The organism is Neisseria sp. P0009.S007, assembly GCF_051962515.1.
Map to the genome: position 1 here is coordinate 1 of NZ_JBQCVF010001169.1, position 257 is coordinate 257.

Here is a 257-nt window from a genome sequence, read left to right on the forward strand (position 1 = left end):
GTGCATCAACAGCTCGTTTTGCATATAGGCCAACAAATCAGGCACTTCGGCAGGGAAAGTATCTGCATGAACCTGCGCCACTTTTTGCGCCAGCGGAACCAACTCTTCAAACTGGGCACGATGAACGTTGTGATAACGTTGCAGGATATGGTCAATCGTAGAATTGAAAGGCGCGGTTTCCCAAAGGGTAAAGTCGGTCATGGCTGTGTTCCTTTAAAGATTTATATTGGATGAATGTTAGATATAAGGATACACGC

The 257-nt window shown here is 45.5% G+C and carries 1 pseudogene; it reads right to left on the bottom strand.

Features of this window, described 5'->3' with window-relative positions:
* Positions 1 to 201, bottom strand: a pseudogene (locus ACTHS3_RS18170) (iron-sulfur cluster repair protein DnrN); the annotation flags it as partial.
* Positions 202 to 257 lie beyond the last annotated feature (56 nt).